Origin of the sequence: Gelidibacter sp. (assembly GCF_035577925.1) — a bacterium.
Taxonomy (GTDB): domain Bacteria; phylum Bacteroidota; class Bacteroidia; order Flavobacteriales; family Flavobacteriaceae; genus Gelidibacter.
The window spans coordinates 1-19323 of record NZ_DATJCY010000208.1; the positions used below are offsets into that span (position 1 = coordinate 1).

Below are 19323 nucleotides of genomic sequence, written 5' to 3' on the forward strand. Positions count from 1 at the left end.
GCCGTTTGAATAAATTTCTGTTGTACAATATCGCAATTTGGCGACGCTCTATACCCCGATTGTGAGCAAATAGCTACTTCTTGCATTTCGTCAAAAGGTTTTGAAAACCAATCACTTTTAGGCAATACATCAAATACTTCAAACAAAATAGGTGCAGCTGTTTGTACACCAACCAAACCTGGTCGGCCTTCGCCGTCGGCATTACCTACCCAAACACCAACCACATAATCTTTGGTGGTCCCAATGGCCCAAGCATCACGAAATCCGAAACTGGTTCCGGTTTTCCAGGCAATTTGTTTAGAACTATCATAAAACTCCCAATTTTCATTGCCTTCCGGACGATTGACTTCTTTCAAACTTTCATAAGTAAGATAAATGGAAGCAGCATCATACAATGTTTTTTCGGACGTTTTTTTACCAAAATCAATAGTTTCATCAGCCAAAAAAGTGGGCTCACAAAATTCATTATCAAAATACTCACTAGATGTTTCGTTAAAATGATTTAATGTAGATGATAATGCCGCATAGCTTTTGCATAAATCCCACAGATTACTTTCAGCACCACCAAGAATAAGGGACAATCCATAATGATTGGCATTGTATTTTAAATCCCTCAATTTTAAAGCTTTTAAATAATGATAAAACCGATTTAAACCAAATTCCTGCAACATCCGCACGGACGGAACATTCAAGGATCTGGACAGCGCACGACTTGCAGGAACGGCACCATCATACTGCTTATCAAAATTTTCGGGATTATAATTTCCAAATTGCGTGGGCACATCCGCAACCAACATATTGGGCAGTAAATCGCCGGCATCAAGCATGGCAGCATGCAAAAACGGTTTTAGAATACTTCCGGTACTTCTTGGTTTATTAATAATATCTACATCTTTTTCATGTTCCATATCCGTAGGTGTATTTCCTACATAAGCCAATACTTTACGCGTTTTTACATCCAAAATCAGCACGGCCGCATTATGGATTTCGTTTTGTTTTAAATTGTTATAGCTGTTGTGGATTATTTTATTAACCTGATCCTGAATCGGTTTTTTAATGCTGGTTCTTACATGTTTACCTAAATGGGTCTGTGCAACTCTTTGGAGTAAATGCGGTGCAATTTGTGGTAAGGGATATGGTTTTTGAGGCAAATTCTCAACAATTGATAATTGATAGGTTAAGCTATCTATTATTTCTTGTTTCAATAATTTTTCTAACAATCGGTTGCGCTTTTTAAGCAATTGCTCTTGATTTTTTCCAGGATAAATTAAACTCGGCGCATTGGGCAAAACAGCTAAAGTAGCACTCTCGGCCCATGACAATTCGGAAGCGGCTCTATTAAAATAACGCCATGATGCGGCGTCCAAACCGACCACATTTCCTCCAAAAGGCGCATTGCTGCTATAATAGGATAGAATTTTTTCTTTGGATGTTCTAAACTCCAAACGCGTTGCCAAAATAAGCTCCTTCACTTTCTCTAAGTAAGTTCGTGATTGTCCTTTTCGAGATAGCCGAATAACTTGCTGCGTTAAGGTGCTTCCGCCTCTTTTAACACCACCGGAACTTAAATTTTGTTTTAAAGCTTTAGCTATTGAAACTGGATTAAATCCGGGATGTTTATAAAAATGGGCATCTTCAAATTGGATGATACAAATCTTAAATTTTTCGGGAATGCTATCGTTTTGAGGAAATCGCCATTGGCCATCTTCGGCAATGACCGCACCTAAAAGTTCATTAGTATTACTTGTTATCACCGTTGCCGTTGGATCTTTAAACAGTTGCTTTGGCAAACAAAAATAATAAGCCACTAAAGCTATAAAAACTATAGCCGATTTGAATTTGTGGCGTTTTATATAGGTTATTATTTTATTCATGGTTGAAGATCTTCTTAGACTTAACAGGTTTTAAAAACCTGTTAAGTCTGTTTAGATACTGTTGGCAAACCTCAAGATTAGCTTCGCTAAACATAAAGGTTTTCTGCCTGGGCTGAAATGTAGCTATTTTAAAACTTCAATCCATTTTCCTTTGGTTCGCACCAAAAACTCATTATCATACATGGCTTCGGCTTGTACACCTGGCAAATAATAGGTTCCTAAATAAGAAGCGTTCAACATAACCGTAAACGTTTTGGTGTCATACTTCCCTTTCTTTGGCAAATCAAAATAAAAATTAACGCGGTCGTCCCGGATATCCGTATATCGCGCTTGGCTTGTAGTGGTATCACCAAAATCAGTAAAACGTGTATTTATAATTTCCCATCCCGAAGGAAAAATCTGTGTCAAAGCCACATCATTGATATCTTGATTTTTAAGATTAGAAATCTTCACGACCGCTACAAAATCCTGTCCTTGGTTTAGTCTTTCGATATCAATAATATTTCCATTTAAGTTTTTATAAACTACAGAAACACTCAAACCGCGCTGTTCGGAAATTTCTTGACCAAGCGGTAATTTGCCCGAATTTAAAACTCGCACATAAATCACATTAGCTTGATTGTTTTTAAAACTAAAGGAATTATTGCCTTCTTTAACTGACAATTCGCGTTGTGCAATCGCATTTTTGCTATCGATGGTTTCTGATTTTCCATTGAGCGTATATTCTACTTTTACTGCTTTTCCGCCATTGGCTTCTACCATTTTTGCCATGGCCAATAAACTGTAAGCCGTGGTTTGTGTGCTCATCCAACGATTACTCGAAAGGTCTTTCGCAATATCCTCAGCCAATTCACGCATTTTAGGATTCTTTGTCAAAATCATGGTTTCCAATGCCATTGCACGATTTCGATCTACAGAACCATACGTGTAATTATCATATTTTGGCGGAACAAAATTGATATTTGCGGTACTCGAAATCTTATCACTCGCTTCTTTTTGACCAGCCAAAGCATACGCTGCGGCAAGGCGCCATTTGGTTTCATTGGACATTTCGCTAAACTCTCGCAATCGGTTCATAGCCGCAAGATCAGGACTTCCCGCCAATGCCAAGGTATAAAGTCGATAAGCCTGTGCCAAATCGGTATTTGCTGTTCGATAACTCGGACGCCAATCTCTCGCGGCTTGTTGTTGGTAGCGCAGCCAATTGCTCTTAAATGTTAACGGCAACACATAGCCTTTTTTCTCAGCCTCCAGCATAAAATGACCTGCAAAACTGGTGCTCCAATCATTGACGGAGTTTTCGCCCATCCAATAAGACATGCCACCGGAAGCCATTTGGAAATTACCCAAACGCTTAACGCCACTTTCAATATTTTTCTGGATGTCTTGTTTTTTCTGATACGGCAAATCAAAAATATCAGTTAAATATAATTGCGGAAATAATCCTGAAGTTATCTGCTCTAAGCAACCATGCGGATACTGTATTAAAAACTGCAAACGTCCTGAAAAATCCATTGGTGGCAATGTTGAAAACTCAACGGTTGCACTATTGGTTCCTATTTCTCCAAACGTCGAAAAATCCATCGTTTTGACGGCCTTAGCTTCAAGTGTTTCATCCAATGATTTTGAAGTGATCGGATTTGGATTATAAACATCCATTTCCACCTTATAGGATGACTTTTCGCCATTACCACTGGCAATCACTTCAACGGTACTCACGCCTTTTGCCTTGCTGACATCCAACTCAAAATAAGTCATTTGCTCATCGGGTCTGTTAAAAGACAAAGATTTTGATTTTTCGCCAACAACAGCAATGCCATCACTCAACTTTAAACTAATGTTTACATTTTTCACCTTATTATCCATGGCAAAAACAGTAACGGGCAACGTGACTTTTTCACCAGGACTTAGTTTTCTGGGTAAAGTTGCTAAAACCATCAACGGTTTTTTAACCTGAACCGATTTGTCCGTGCTGCCATAAGCTTCGGTCTTAGCATCGCCGGCAACCACCATGGCACGCACGGCGCCAATATAGTTTGGCATTTTGATTTTATGCGATTTCTTTTCGCCTGCCTTCAAACTGAATGGTCCCAAATAGGTTACTACAGGCTTAAACCGATTGGCTTTTATGTTTTTACCAGCCTCGGCATTGGCGTCACCACCAATGGCAAATACCTGATCGATACTGCCGCTGTAAGCACCTATCACATCATCAAAAATATCCCAAGTTTTAACGCCCAAAGCTTCTCTTGTATAAAATTCATCCCAAGCATTTGGTGTTTTAAAACGTGTCAAATCTAAAAGTCCTTCTTCAACAATAGCAATCGTATAAGTCATTGCTTTTTTATTCTTTTCACTCACTTCTACCTTAAATTCCTGTTCAGGTTGAAGAACATCCGGCATTTTAATTTCAGGATTTAATTTGGTCGATGGATTTTCAACCATAATTGGAATGATGCCATATAAACGAATCGGTAAATCATTGGCGGTTGTGGCATGCGGTTGTAACAATGAAATATTCACAAATACATTAGGTGCCATTTCTGGAGTAATCGGAATATTAATCGTTGTTTCGCCTTGCGTGGTAACTACCCATTTATACGACAACACATCCGAACCATTTTCAATACTTACCAAAGCTCTGCCTTCAGAACCTGATGGAAAAGTTATTTTAGCCGATTCTCCAACATTATAATTTTCTTTATCGGCAGCAAAGACCAGCATTTTTGCAGCATCTTTATCGCCCGATGGCGTATTGTCATACCAATTTTTATAAAAATAAGCAGTCCTTCCAGTAGCGTGGCCACTTATCGGATCTGTAATACGAATCAAATATCTGCCGCGTTCATCCTCTGGAATATTTAGAGTGAATTTCCCTTTTCCATTGGCATCTGTAGTGATGGTTTTATCCAGATAAGGTTTGTGATACGTGCTCGATACATAACTCGACAGATTATCATAAGAGGAATTCCACCACCAGCGCCATTCAATTTTATAAACTTTTATCTCTAAATTTTCGCGTTTTATAGGTTGGCCTTTAGCATCAATAGTGACTACATCAAACGTCTGATTCTGATCGGTATAAAACGAATCATAACGATTGCCTTCCGGCGATTTTAAACCGATAAATGACGTATAAGGTGCATAGGTTTTTGAAAAGGCATCCAATGAAAAATCACCGCCATTTTCGAAGGCTCGGACTAAAAACTGAACGTTTAATAAACCTGGTGCATTTTTACCAACATTTAATGACGTATTGATTTTTGCGATGCCTTCGTCGTTCAAATGACCTTCAAAAACATTCATTTCTTCGGATGAGAATGAACGTGTGGGATCAACAAATTCATAATCCTTATAATTTTTGAAACCTTCGTAAGAAGTGCTAAATTTTGCCTTAATTTCAGCTTTCAAATTCTTAGCAGGTGCACCATGAAGCCATTTCACATCTAAAGTTCCGTTTAAAGGTTGGTTATTGACCAATACCTCATCTTCAAAATCGACTTTAATTTTTAATCTGTTGGGCTTGACGGTTTCGACACGTAAGTTTTTATAAAATGAAGCTCCACCAACCGAAACTTTTGCACTATAATTTCCGGTTTTATCTTCGACATTTGTGGGAACGACAAATTTGTAAAAATTATCGGTGTTTTCGGAAGTGATATTCTTGTAAATCAGTTTGCCATTCGGATCGCTGATTTCCATTTTTACAGGATGTCCTTTGGGCAGCTTATTGTCATTATCATTCAACATAAAGGTTAAAAACAAAGAATCTCCGGGACGCCAAACACCGCGTTCGCCATAAATATAACCTTTGAGTCCGCGCTGTAAGCTATTACCAGAAACATCAAACTTGCTCAATGACAACGAGTTTCCGTCATCCAATTTAATATAAGACGTATTATTACCTTTGCTAACGATTGCAAAAGCAGCAAGTTTATCATTATTAAGTTTTGCTAAACCGTCGTTATCGGTTGTGACTTTCGCAATTTCTTGTTGTTGATAATTGAACAATCTGATGGTAGCTCCCGTTTCGGGACGGGTATCCAAAATATTAGAAACCGCAAAATAATAGGAATTATTTCCACCTTGTTTTACAATCACGCCCAGATTGGAGGCCAATAAATTTTGCGATACCACACGATCTTGATTGTAATAAGCATCATGGCATGGATTGTTGCGTTGGTTCCAATTATAATTGTAGTTTTTATAACTATAGATTAAATTATCCCAATAAGCTTCCTCACGCAAATCTTCATCTTCCGAAGAACTTTCGGTATAAGCATCATCATAATAATCGTCGTAATAGTCGTCATAATAAGCATCTTCCGAATTATCAATAGTGGTATAATTATCACAATTAAACAGAGAATATTCTTTTTTGATACTCAGCTCTATGCGATAAATGGCACCCATATCGGCTTTAAAAAACTTGGATAAATCTATACTATACGCTTTCCATCGGTCTTTATTTTCATCACCATCATTTTGCAAGGTAATCGTTTGCTTTGCAATTCTTCGACCTACACGTTTAATGGCATAATCGTTATTATCCCTTAAATTGTTATCCTGAAGAAACTGCAAAACATTATCTTCAAAAATCTTGATAATCCGAACGTCCACGGCCTTTAAATTAACCGCTTCAAAATTAAATTTTAATGCTTCAGAATTTGGCAATATCGTGCCATTGCTAATTAGTCGAACTTGAGGTTTTAGTTCTTCAAAAGAAATCGTTTCTGAAAATGGTTTTTTAAGCTTGAAACCGTCTGTATTTGAAATGCCCTGAAAAACATCGACCAAAATATCGCCCACAAGTTTTGAATCTGGATAAACTTTAAGAACATTGCCATCAACTATAAATTTGGGATGTTTAGAATTTTGAATGGCAATCAATCCATCAAAGTTTTGCTGTTTTTTTATAGGATCGGAAAAGTTGATGGATAAATACTGTTCTGGAGCTTGGACCACGTCCACTTTAACAATGGTAAAACTATTTATTCCTGAAATTGCTACTGTATTTTCACCTACATTATTGGCTTTTATCGCTTTTCCATTCCATTTTACCAACACTTCACTATCCTCAACCAAACGATTAATACTATCTATTTTAAATTCAAAAACCCTGGATTTTTCTATGGATTCATTCCATTGCAATTTGAGTTTTTTTCCATTTTGAAAAGCTTCTACCAATTGTTTAGCATCGTTGATATCAATAATATCTGCCGATTTTAAAGTGGCTTCCAAATATTGCCATGCTTTACTATAAGATTGTAAATAATTGGTCGTTAAAGAAAAATTGGGGGTAATTGTTTTAAATTCAAACGTAAAAGCACCAAATTCTTTAGGTTGGTTTTTATAGATCTCTGACAACTTTATGGTCACTTTATACTCGGTATCCGGTTGCAGAGGTTCGGTTGGTTTAAAAATTAGGGAATGTGCATTTTCGACCAGTACTTTTCCTTTGACTTTAGGTTCAATAGTGATAATATGATCGGGAATTTCCTGTCCGGTTTCCCATCCTTCCACATCATTGACCAAATTTATTATAACAGGATCGTAAACAGAAACGCGTCCAGCTGTTGTATAACTAATATAATCCCGAAATTTAAAGAGGTTATCGGTTTCTATATTGGCGGTGTTTTCCTTTTTGCATGATACTACAAGCAGCAAAAGAAATAGAAAAGCACTTAGCTTCTTAAAACATAAATAGTTGATTGTCCTCTTTGATTTTGAGATATACATAAATAAGGTGTTTCAGTAAAACTTAATCTTTATAAATACCAATAGTCAGATTTCCAGAGGCATCCATAGAAGCTCTATACATCCCTTCGGTATTGAATTCCATAACCATATTTCCGTTTTTATCAACAGCAACGATCCCGCCATCGCCTCCTAAATCGGCTACTTTGGTTTGAATAACTTCTTTGGCGGCTTCTTTTAAGGTCAAACCTTTATATTCCATCAAAGCAGAAATATCATGAGCCACCATGGCACGTATAAAATATTCGCCCCAACCTGTACTACTCACCGCACACGTAGCGTTGTTGGCATAAGTTCCTGCGCCAATAATGGGTGCATCACCAATTCTTCCCCAGCGTTTGTTGGTCATCCCACCGGTTGATGTACCTGCAGCAAGATTTCCGTTTTTATCCAAAGCCACACAACCTACAGTTCCAAATTTTGAATCTTTGATAACCGGATCATAAAATGCAGCTTTATCACGAGTTTCTTCCTGTTTTTCGGCAGCTTTAACACGTTGAAGTGCTTTAAAACGGTTTTCGGTATAAAAATACGAAGGATCTACAAGTTCCAAACCTTGCTCTTTTGCAAACTCTTCGGCTCCTTTTCCGGAAAGCATTACATGAGGTGAGTTTTCCATTACTGCTCTTGCCAAATTAATCGGATTTTTAACGGTGGTTGTACTTGCAGAGGCACCAGCATTCAAGTTTTTTCCATCCATAATTGAGGCATCCAATTCATTCTTGCCTTCATTTGTAAATACTGCACCTTTTCCTGCATTAAAAAGTGGTGAATCTTCTAAAACGTTAACGGTTTTTTCTACGGCATCCAAACTTGAACCTCCATTTTTAAGAATTTCATAACCAACTTTTATGGCTTCCTCCAGTTTAGCTTTATAAGCAGCCTCATCCTCTGGCGTCATATTTTTCTTCAAAATAGTACCAGCACCACCATGGATAACAATGGCAAACTCATTTATTTTTTCTGAATTAGCTGGAGTTTCATGTTGATTTTCAGATGATAACTTCTGATCAGAATTAGAAGGATTGGGATTGGTATTACAGCCTAAAAATAAAAGCAGAAACAAAGGTAAACAAACAAATTTTCTCATGATAAACAGATTGATTTTAAGCTTTAAAGTTAGGTTTTTTTTAAGAAGCTCCAACTTCAATAAGCCACATATTATTATTATATTCGCAAAAGTCATTTATTAATTAAATAAACACATACATGCAAGGAGTTGCTAAAGATTTTGGAATTCAAGAAGCCTTAAGGGAATTGGGTGTAAAAGACATAAACGAAGGTACATCGACAGGCTCAAATAACTTTTCGAATGGTGAAATTATTGAAAGCTATTCGCCAGTTGACGGAAAACTGATTGGCAAGGTTAAAACCACTACTAAAGAAGATTATGCAAAAGTTTTGGACGCCGCAACATCAGCTTTTAAAACTTGGCGAGTTATGCCGGCACCGCAACGTGGTGAAATTGTGCGTCAGTTTGGTGATAAATTAAGAGAAAAAAAAGAAGCACTTGGAAAATTGGTATCCTATGAAATGGGAAAATCCTATCAAGAAGGTTTGGGAGAAGTTCAGGAAATGATCGATATCTGTGATTTGGCTGTGGGACTTTCACGCCAACTTTACGGTTTGACCATGCATTCTGAACGTCCGGGGCATAGAATGTACGAACAGTATCATCCATTAGGTGTTGTTGGTATCATTTCGGCATTTAACTTCCCTGTGGCCGTTTGGTCATGGAATACCGCTTTAGCTTGGGTTTGTGGAGATGTTTGCATCTGGAAACCTAGTGAAAAAGCTCCATTATGTGGAATTGCTTGCCAAAACATTGCTGCTGAAGTTTTTAAAGCAAACAATTTGCCAGAAGGTATTTCATGTTTGATCAATGGCGATTACCGTGTGGGTGAACTCATGACAAAAGACACGCGTATTCCATTAATCTCAGCAACAGGCTCTACCAGAATGGGTAAAATTGTAGCACAGGATGTGGCCGCACGTTTGGGAAGATCTTTATTAGAATTAGGTGGCAACAATGCGATTATTGTGACCCCGGATGCCGATATCAAAATGACAGTTATTGGCGCCGTATTTGGCGCTGTAGGAACTGCTGGTCAGCGTTGTACCTCAACACGTCGTTTGGTGATACACGAAAGCATCTATGACAAAGTTAAAGATGCTATTGTAGCGGCATACAAACAATTGCGCATTGGCAACCCATTGGATGAAAATAACCATGTTGGGCCGTTAATCGATAAAGATGCGGTTAAAATGTATCAAGATGCTTTAGTGAAAGTGAAAGAACAAGGTGGAAAATTAATTATAGAAGGTGGCGTACTTTCTGGTGAAGGCTATGAAAGTGGCTGTTATGTAAAACCTGCCATTGCAGAAGCACAACCAGAATTTGAAATTGTACAACACGAAACCTTCGCGCCAATTCTATACTTATTAAAATATTCGGGTGATGTACACAATGCCATTGAAATTCAAAATGGCGTTGTACAAGGATTATCATCATCTATTATGACCAATAACTTACGTGAAGCTGAAGCTTTCTTATCGGTTCAAGGATCGGATTGCGGTATTGCTAACGTAAACATTGGAACCTCAGGCGCAGAAATTGGTGGTGCTTTTGGTGGTGAAAAAGAAACCGGTGGCGGCCGCGAATCGGGATCCGACGCTTGGAAAATTTATATGAGACGCCAAACCAATACCATCAACTATACCACAAGTTTACCATTAGCCCAAGGTATTAAGTTTGATTTGTAATCCATTAAAAATACAACTATTAAAAAAGCCATTTTCAATTGAAAATGGCTTTTTCATTATGTGATAGCGCTATAGAATAACATTTTAAAAAACACTGCTATCAAAACTGCTTCACTTCCTTTTCAGTAAATTTCGTGTCTGGATTGCAAATCTCTAAAATCAGTTTTTTGAGTTCCATTTCAAAAGCTTCCAAAGTATCTGTAGAAATAGCATGGTTTTTAGTTCGGCTATGCGATGATGATTTTGTTGCAAACTTTAAGAAATAGTCGCCTTGTAGATTTTTAAAAGAAATAATGCCCGCTTCAATAGCTGATGTTAATGGCTTGGTTTCATTCATCATATAAGCATACGCCAAGATCTGGAAACTTTTGCTGTACTTATCATAATCAAGCGTGATATCTTCCCAATCCACAATTTCGACTTGTCCTTGGTTTACTTTTCCTGTTTTATAATCAATAATCCGCAGTACACCATCAAATTCCTCAATACGATCCACCGTACCTTTTAAACGCACTTCAAAATTAAGCTCTGGAATTGGAACTACGACATCAAATTCTTTCTCCAAATCAATAATTCTTATCTCATGTCCGTCTTTTAGAGCTTCTATTTCTTTATTGATATAATTTAAAATATACCGTTTGGCAACTTCCAGAATAATTAGGTTTTTGCCTTTGGTCATATCGCCTTCTTTATACAACATTTTAAAATGATGCGTTACACGATCGTTAATCAACAGTTTCATTTGTTTTAACTCTGATTCCATCAAAAACTGTCCCTTATACGGCGTGTAAAATTCTTCCAACGTTTCATGTATGACACTTCCTAAGGTATTGGCCGCGACGGTTTCTTCTACGTCATCAAAACTTTGAATTTTAAGCACTTTCTGATAATAAAAATCGATCGGATTTCTGATATAACTGGTCAATGAAGATGGCGAAAATCCGCTGGAAGCAATTTCTTGAATACGCTTAATAACCGATTCTGATTTTTCAATCACTTTAGGTGCTTTTTGTGCAATTTCAACTTTTGGAGCAACAATAACATGATTGATATTGTGGAGCTTTTCAATTTGAAGTTGTGTAATAAACCTGCTTTTTTCACCGCCATTTAACACATCTGGCTCTGTATTATAAATGATATAAATGTTTTTTGCACGCTGCATCAATCGATAAAAGTGATAGGTATAAACGGCATCTTTCTCTTTATAGGTTGGCAATCCATTTTCAATCTTAACATCGAAAGGAATGAACGAATTGGTGCTTTTTCCCGCAGGAAGAATCCCTTCATTGACCGATGAAATAATAACCGTTTCAAAATCCAAAACGCGCGATTCCAACATTCCCATGATTTGAAGCCCCTCTAAAGGTTCACCCTGAAAATCCAAAGTTTCACTACTTAACAACTCCTTATACAAATAGTATAAAGTAGTACTATTTTGGATAAGATTATATGTTGTATTATAGTGCTGAAGTTCATTAAAAATTTGACTGAAACGATACAAATATTCGAGGCTTAACAGGTTTTTGGATTTCTCTTTAGTTAAGTGTTCTTTCAAGACTAAAATAAGCTCAGAACATTGCGTAAACGCTTGTTGTGCATCTTTTCCCCATGACTGAAACAATAACAATATAACATCCTGTTTTGGTTTGACCAACGCTGTAATTTGCTCAACCGACAGCGTTACAATATTATTTTTTTGAATATAATTTATAACTTGATTGCTATAATTAAAATCTTCATGAACTAATACCGATTGAATAAAAGAATGCGATAAAATGGCAATCACATCTTTATAATACAATTGGTTGGTGTGGTTTTTTTGAATCTTGAATAGCAGATCAAATAACGACGCCAATGGTACAGATTTAAGAGGAAGTCCCATGGTAACATTAATACCTTCTACTTTTTCTGGAATGGAATTAAGCAAAGGCATTAACAAATTTTCATCACCAAGAACGATGGCTGTCTTTTTAAGATCGAAAGAAGGCAATGCCTCTAGCAACTCGCCAATGTATTTTACTTGACCTATATTTTTTGGAACCGCAATCGTGTTGATGTTTTTTTCCTGTCGATAATGGTCACCAATCCATTTCGGTTTATTTTCTTTGAAAAAGTGCCAATTTTTAAAATGCTGTTTGATGAATAACCCGGCATCATGGATAGGATGTTCCAAAAACGCTGCGTCAATATCCCAATATATATCGGCAAGATTTTGCTGAATGAGCTCTTGTATAATGCGTTCTTCAGCCTTATTTAAAGCATTAAATCCTATAAAAACATGTTGCTTGTTAGGATAAGATGCCATATAAGCGTCCAAACTATTGGCCGCTTGCCGATATACTAAACCTTGATAACCTTTTTTATTTAGGATTAATGCTTCTTTTAATCCATAGTAATATATTTTAAATCGGTTCCAGAAGGCGAGATAGTTTTTGATATACGGCGTTTGCTCTTCAGATAAAGACCAATGGTTGATTTCTTTAATAGCTTTTAAATAATCGAATATATGATCTGCATCGATGAGATACCTATCGATTTCATTAAAATCTTGAATTAGAAGCTGCCCCCATTTAGCAAACTGATCAAACGAATCACGTTCAGTTTCTGGAGTAAGTTCTTGATAAACCTGGTAAAAGCTGAAAAGGAGTTCTGTACTACTGGCATAATACAGTTCTGACAGACTTTCGACAAATTCTTCAATCGAAAGAATTTCAGGAGCAAAAATGGTTTGATCAATAGACTTGGATATAATATCCTTTAAAAAAGTACCCGCTCTTTTACTTGGTAAGATAAAGGTAAGCTGAGAAAGGTCATGGCCTTTGTTTTGGATATCGTCCAGAACTTCTTTTAAAAAACTTGTCATTGTATAAAAATAAAAAACGCCCCGGATATCGGAGCGTTTTTCTAATATTTATTTTTTAAAACTTAGTTTGTAAGTTTTACTTCTACACGTCTGTTGTTTGCTCTACCAGCAGCAGTTTTGTTAGAATCAATTGGATTTTCGATTCCAAAACCTTTAGCAGTCAAACGATCTGAGTCAATGCCGTTAGCAACTAACCAGTCTTTCACAGCGTTAGCTCTTCTTTCTGATAATAATTGGTTAGATCTTGCATTTCCAGTACTATCAGTATAACCTTCCAGTGCGAAAGTAGCTTCTGGGAATTCTTTAAAGATAGCGTTCATTGCATTTAACGTTTGGATAGATTCTTTCTTGAAAGTAGCTTTACCTGTATCAAATAAGATAGTTCTAGCATAGTCATTCAATTGTTTCATTTTCTCAACGTTCGGTTTGTTTTCTGGACAACCGTTGTTTGCAACTGTACCAGGAACATCTGGACATTTGTCATCTTTGTCTAAAACACCGTCACCATCTCTATCTGGCCAAGGACAACCTTTGTTAGCAGCTGGACCAGCTACGTTAGGACACTCATCTAAATGATCAGCAACACCGTCACCGTCAGCATCTGGACAACCTTTAAGAGCTTTCAAACCAGCTACGTTAGGACAATCATCTAAATGATCAGCAACACCGTCACCGTCAGTATCAGGACAACCGTTAAATTCAGCTAAACCTGGAACTTCTGGACAATCGTCTTTAGAATCTTCAATACCATCTCCGTCTGAATCTGGACAGCCATTAAATTCTGCGATACCAGGAACATCTGGACAAGCATCATCTTTATCGTAGATACCATCGCCATCAGTGTCTTTACCACCAAATTTAAGAGCTAAACCAACTGTATGTTGGAAATGTGTAGTTAAGTAATCTTCAAATGCATGTTTGTATGCTGACTGAACAGTTACACCGATGTTTTCAGAGAACCAAAGGTTAAAACCAAGAGTTCCGTTTAATGTACCAGCGCCTATATCGTCAACCCAAGTATAACCACCACCTACTCCTAAGTAAGGCTCGATAACTTTTGAATTTAACAATTGTGCGAAGCTGTATTTTACAGTACCATCTAAACCGTAGTAAGATAGATCATCTACAGGAGTATTACCCATTTTGCTGATTTCGTTGATAGTTCCAGCTGCAGTTAAAGAAAAACCGTCTGATAAATATCTAGAAACTGAAATTGAAGACAGGGATGGTAAAACATTGTAATGATCGCCAAAATTGAAATATTGATCAAAAATTCCACCTTGCCCATCTGCACCTGTTGGGTAGAAATCTACTGCGTTGACACCGATTCCAATCGCCCAAGGGTTATTAGCATCTTGTGCGTTGGTTTTGCTAAAGCTCAAAACAAGCAACATAGCGAAAAATAATCTGCTAAGATTTTTCATATTCTAATTGATTTAATTTTAAAAGTGTTAATCGGGTACAAAAATAAGTTGTTAAACGTTATTAACAAAGACAATTATGGAAAAATATTGAATATCAACTTTAAAAAACAAGTGTTTGGACTGTTTTTAAATAATATCCAATGATTTACCTACCTTGATAAATGCAGCAATGGCTTTATCTAAATGCTCTTTAGTATGTGCCGATGACAATTGTACTCTAATTCTTGCTTTATCTTTAGGAACAACTGGGAAAAAGAACCCAATAACGTAGATTCCTTCTTTAAGGAGCTCATTTGCCATGGTCTGGGACAACTTGGCATCGTACAGCATAACCGGAACAATTGCAGAATCACCATCAACAATGTCAAAGCCAGCCTTTAACATGCCTTCCTTGAAATATTTAGTATTTTCTTCCAACTGATTTCTTAAATGATTATCATTGGATAACATTTCAAATACCTTGATCGAAGCGCCAACAATAGCAGGTGCAAGAGAATTGGAAAATAAATAAGGCCTTGATCTTTGACGCAACATTTGAATGATCTCTTTTTTACCGGTGGTATAACCACCCATTGCGCCACCTAAAGCTTTTCCTAAGGTTCCGGTAATAATGTCGATGCGGCCCATGACTCCTTTTTCCTCTAAAGTACCTCGACCTGTTTCGCCAATAAAACCAGCGGCATGACATTCGTCAATCATCACCATAGCATCATATTTATCAGCTAAATCGCAAATTTTATCCAATGGCGCTACTAAACCATCCATTGAAAAAACCCCATCCGTGACAATAATCTTAAAGCGCGCACCATTGGCATTGGCGTCAATAAGTTGTTTTTCAAGATCTGCCATATCATTATTTTGATAACGGTACCGCGCTGCTTTACACAAGCGAACACCGTCAATAATAGAGGCATGATTCAGTGAATCTGAAATAATAGCGTCCTCAGCATCCAATAAAGGTTCAAACACACCACCATTGGCATCAAAAGCCGCGGCATATAAAATGGTGTCTTCGGTGCCATAAAACTCGGCGATTTTTTGCTCCAAAGTTTTGTGGATATCTTGAGTTCCGCAAATAAATCGGACCGACGACATTCCAAAACCATGTGTATCCATAGCGTCTTTAGCTGCTTGGACAACTTCTGGATGTGACGACAGGCCAAGATAATTATTGGCACAAAAGTTCAGAACAGTTTCTCCAGTATTCAAGGTTATTTCTGCTCCTTGTGGCGAAGTGATAATGCGCTCTTCTTTATAAAGCCCCGCTTCTTTAATGTTTTCGAGTTCTTTTTGTAAGTGTTGTTGTATTTTACCGTACATAATCAATTATTTTTATACAAAGTTAAAGTTCTTTTACCTGAATGTCCTCATTTATATAAACAAGTATTTTTTTGACCACATTAAAACCCATGTCTTCAAGAATACTCTGGTATTGTATAATTTGGTTTTGATGGGAATGATCCTCTGCGCCCGTTTTATAATCTATAATCACGGCATCGCCTTGTTCATTGATCACTATCCGATCTGGTCTAAAAATAAGACCGCCCGAAACCATAATGTCTTTTTCATTATAAACCGTAAGCTCTGGAACAAAATAATCTTTGAGTTGCGCATGACTAACCATCGCATTAATCACCAATTTTAATTCCATACTTTGTTGTTCATTAAGGTCTCCCTTATCTTCAAGCGTTTCAAAAACAAAATCAATATCATCCTTAGTTCTAATTTTTGATAAGATTAAGTGGATTAAATTTCCTTTTTCAATCGCAGTTTCCTGCTCTGTATCCCATAAATAACCTGCATTGGTGACGATTTTTAAATCATGGTTTTCTTTAGCCACCGAAATAAACTGCTTTTGAATTTCGGCATGTTCTATTTTCTTTGTGGGAAGCACACGATTTGTTTGCCCAAGCGTATATGTTCTTTCTAAATCCTGCCACAAACCAACAGCTTTCAGATAATTAATGAATAATCCTGAATATAAGCCCAGTTTTTCATTCTGACCTTTATCCACATCAAATTCAGATAAAATATAAAGTTGTTCAACAGCTCTGGTCAAAACCACGTATAAAAGATTGATGCTATCTAATTCTAATTGTGACCTATAGTTTAAATACTTAGTTTGTCCCAACTCACCAAGGCCTTCCAGATCTTTATTAACCGCAATAAAAACATCCGAAAAACCATTATATAATTCAGGATTTACAGGAAACCACATTTTTGGCGCCAAATCAAAATAAATATTCTGATTGGCATAAGGAAAAATGACCACCGGAAATTCCAGTCCTTTAGACTTATGGATGGTCATAACTTGCACCGCATTATCACCTTGAGGTGCGGCTATAGATAGTTTTTCTTTTTTAATGGTCCAATGGGCCATAAAATTTAAGAATCCAGCATTGTTTTTTAATGAATAATCCAAAACCTCATCTAAAAAAAACTGGATATACGCATTGGGAGTTTTATTTAAATGAAATTGCCTAATCAAACTTTCAACAGCTTCGTAAAATGGAAGTTGTAAAAAGTGATTAAAATCAAAAAACAAATGGTATTGGCTCAGTTTTTTAAACATTATGCCAGCTTCCAAATGAACGAGATGATCAAAAAACAAATGTTTATCTTCCAATTGAAGTTGATGATCGGCCAGATAACTTAAAACCTCAATCTTTAACATGTCATTATAAGGCTGCGATGCCAAAGCGATGATATTGGTCAAAAATTGTACTTCAGGAGAATTTTTAAGCAGCAAGGATTCCGATGAAATAACAGGAATACCTTTAATACTTAAATATTCGGCAATGGCAATACCTTCATTTTTTTTGCGTGTGATGACACACATATCCCGCAATTCGAAGTTGTTTTTCTGCGCTTTGTGTATTACTTCCAAAACTTTTAGGCCATAAACTTCATCTTTTTCGTCTTTTTCAAATTCTAAAAACGAAAGCTCAACCAAGCCTTCACCTTGCAAAAACTGATCTTGATGGCTTGCCTCATAAATTTTCTGATGCGCAATATCTGAAAAAGCAAACGTGGACAAATGCTTAAAAAAACTATTATTGAAACTTACAATAGCTTCCAAACTTCGGTAATTGACCGGCAAATTTTCAACCCTTTGCTTTATGTGAAAAGGGTGGTTCAAATTCGTGTACAAATCGATAAACTGCTCCGCTTTTCCACCACGCCATCTATAAATAGCCTGTTTAGCATCGCCAACCAACATGGCCGAGCCGGTTTCACCTTTTAAATTCTGATTTGAAATAGCATTGTCAATAAGTGGAATTAAGTTTTCCCATTGTTTTGCCGATGTATCCTGAAATTCATCAATAAAATAATGCTTGTATTTTTCTCCAATCCGTTCATAGATAAATGGTGCCGGATGCGATTTTATTTCATTACTGATAATACTGTTGAATTCTGAGATAAGCACTAAATCTTCATCAGTTTTAATATCTTGAAGCGTTTTGTAAATGGCACTTAAAACCGAGAGCGGGGTGATACTTTTGAGAATGTTTTTTAAGAATTTAATCTTTGAAACACCCTCTTTGGTCTGTATAAAAGTTTTCGCAATTATTGGTTGAATGGCCTCGATCGTTGCTGCTTTATGGCCAGTAATACGACCGGGATATAGCGCATTGCCCTCAATTAAATCAAATTGCCATTTAACATTATCATAGTTAGCGTCAAATTGATGCTTAGTCAATTTCAAAAAATATTCGGGTAAGGAACTTCTTGTAAAATCATTATGCTCCAAATCATGCGATTGAATAAGCATAAGCATTTCTTGAGCTTTTTGAAAAATTTCCTCTTCATTCTGCGCAATTTGATTGATAAGTGAGGTTCTTAACGCCTTAAAGTCATCCGGTGATCTATCTTTTAAAGATTCAATAAAAGCCATATCATTTTCATTGATGAGCAATTTTGCAATCTCATTAAAATCATAAGCCACATCCCAACTTTTATCCTCATCGGCCTTTTCAATGGCAAAATCGACCAATATTTTTGTAAGTGCTTTTTCTGTGCCAGCTTTATCGATGAGTTGATCTACGGCTTTTGCAAGTATAGTTCCCGTATCCATTTCCACCTCAAAATTGAGCGGTAATTTCAAATCGTATGCAAAGGTCCGGATCAGTCGATGGTTAAATTTATCAATCGTCGAAATATCAAATGACGCGTAGTTATGAGCGATGGCATTCAATATCGTCTTTGATTTTTTATGCAGATCTTCAGATTGTATTTGAAGTTCAGTAGAAAGTGCTTCAAACATTGGTGTTGGTTTTTCTAAAATATTTGGATCAGAAAATACGATCAACATATCCAAAACCCGTTCCTTCATTTCGGCAACGGCCTTATTGGTAAATGTAAGTGCCAAAATTTCCTTAAATGCAAGTTGGTGATGGGAAGTGAATAAAATTTTTAAATAAGATTTCACCAATGTGAAAGTTTTTCCACTTCCAGCAGAAGCATTATATATTAAAAAAGAAGGAGTCACATTCATGATTTGGTTTTTTACACAAGTTAAAAACTAATGGCGATTTATAAGCTAAATATTTAAAATTTAGATAAAAACATAGTTTTAAAACATACGGATAGCAACGTTAAAATTTTCTTAAGTCTAAACAACCAAGCAGTTTAAATTTTTTAA

8 protein-coding genes are annotated in these 19323 nt (G+C 36.6%); 1 reads left to right on the forward strand and 7 read right to left on the reverse strand.

What is annotated here, in order from left to right; genetic code table 11:
* The 3 genes from pbpC to VNJ50_RS08060 all read right to left on the reverse strand — a co-directional run.
* Positions 1 to 1874: penicillin-binding protein 1C (pbpC, locus tag VNJ50_RS08050; protein WP_325580733.1), on the reverse strand; the 1874-nt coding region annotated here is incomplete at its 3' end.
* A 123-nt stretch (positions 1875 to 1997) separates the two neighbouring features.
* Positions 1998 to 7613: an alpha-2-macroglobulin family protein gene (locus tag VNJ50_RS08055; protein ID WP_325580735.1), complete on the reverse strand. Its 5616-nt coding sequence runs from the start codon at positions 7611 to 7613 to the stop codon at positions 1998 to 2000.
* A gap of 22 nt (positions 7614 to 7635) precedes the next feature.
* Positions 7636 to 8721 (reverse strand): isoaspartyl peptidase/L-asparaginase, encoded by a 1086-nt coding sequence (locus tag VNJ50_RS08060; RefSeq protein ID WP_325580737.1) that lies wholly within the window; start codon positions 8719 to 8721, stop codon positions 7636 to 7638.
* 119 nt (positions 8722 to 8840) lie between these two features.
* Here VNJ50_RS08060 and VNJ50_RS08065 point away from each other — a divergent pair, with 119 nt between their 5' ends.
* Positions 8841 to 10394: an aldehyde dehydrogenase family protein gene (locus tag VNJ50_RS08065; protein ID WP_325580740.1), complete on the forward strand. Its 1554-nt coding sequence runs from the start codon at positions 8841 to 8843 to the stop codon at positions 10392 to 10394.
* A 100-nt stretch (positions 10395 to 10494) separates the two neighbouring features.
* Here VNJ50_RS08065 and VNJ50_RS08070 read toward each other — a convergent pair whose 3' ends face one another.
* The 4 genes from VNJ50_RS08070 to VNJ50_RS08085 all read right to left on the reverse strand — a co-directional run bounded on the left by VNJ50_RS08070 (position 10495) and on the right by VNJ50_RS08085 (position 19176).
* On the reverse strand, positions 10495 to 13257 hold the full coding sequence (locus tag VNJ50_RS08070) for a PD-(D/E)XK nuclease family protein (protein WP_325580742.1): 2763 nt from the start codon (positions 13255 to 13257) through the stop codon (positions 10495 to 10497).
* Between the two features lie 62 nt (positions 13258 to 13319).
* Positions 13320 to 14681: an OmpA family protein gene (locus tag VNJ50_RS08075; RefSeq protein WP_325580744.1), complete on the reverse strand. Its 1362-nt coding sequence runs from the start codon at positions 14679 to 14681 to the stop codon at positions 13320 to 13322.
* A gap of 126 nt (positions 14682 to 14807) precedes the next feature.
* Positions 14808 to 16001, reverse strand: a complete 1194-nt coding sequence (kbl, locus tag VNJ50_RS08080) for a glycine C-acetyltransferase (RefSeq protein WP_325580746.1) — start codon at positions 15999 to 16001, stop codon at positions 14808 to 14810.
* 22 nt (positions 16002 to 16023) lie between these two features.
* Positions 16024 to 19176: a UvrD-helicase domain-containing protein gene (locus VNJ50_RS08085; RefSeq protein ID WP_325580748.1), complete on the reverse strand. Its 3153-nt coding sequence runs from the start codon at positions 19174 to 19176 to the stop codon at positions 16024 to 16026.
* Between the last annotated feature and the right edge of the window lie 147 nt (positions 19177 to 19323).